Annotated in this window: 1 protein-coding gene; it reads left to right on the top strand. The window is 41.5% G+C overall.

Annotated features, from left to right (window positions below; all coding sequences use genetic code 11):
* Window positions 1–578: hypothetical protein (locus CRP01_RS42735; protein WP_170110771.1), on the top strand; the 578-nt coding region annotated here is incomplete at both ends.

The following is a 578-nucleotide window of genomic DNA, read 5'->3' as shown; positions in this document are numbered from 1 at the left end:
GTATTGGATCTGGGAGTCCAGCCCTCGTGGAGTTCAGCCCAACTGGCCCAAAAGATTAAGCACAAGGTGAAGGCCTATGACTTAGAGATCGTCTATGGCATCTCTGATAATTGCAGTAAATTAAAAAAGGCCATGCAGGATTGTGGCATCAGTTGGATAGGTGATTGCACCCATGAAATGGCTAATGTCAGCAAAACATTATTCAAAAAAGATGAACAATCAAACGGTTTTATCATCAGGATGAATCAGCTGCGTCGTAAATGGATCTTATCCAGGCATACGCTACTAATTCCTCCGGAGTTAAGAACAAAAGATCGGTTTCATCAAATGTTTGTCATTCATAAATGGGCCGAACAGATCCTTAAGAACTGGGAAAATATCAGCGAACCGGCCAAAGCTGAGTTGCTCTTTGTTCAGCACAACGAAGCCTTAATAATATCGATGAGACAATGCTACGATTTGATACAGATCTTCTGTTCTCTATTCAAATCTAAAGGCATACAGCATAATAGCCTGAATCAATGGAAGGGCAAAGTGGAACAATATAAAGAGCAGGAAGTGTGTAGTGAGAAGGCCGA

It is taken from the genome of Flavilitoribacter nigricans DSM 23189 = NBRC 102662 (genome assembly GCF_002646595.1).
GTDB lineage: Bacteria > Bacteroidota > Bacteroidia > Chitinophagales > Saprospiraceae > Flavilitoribacter > Flavilitoribacter nigricans.
Note: the sequence above shows the minus strand (reverse complement) of the source record. Positions and strands in the feature narration are given on the sequence as shown.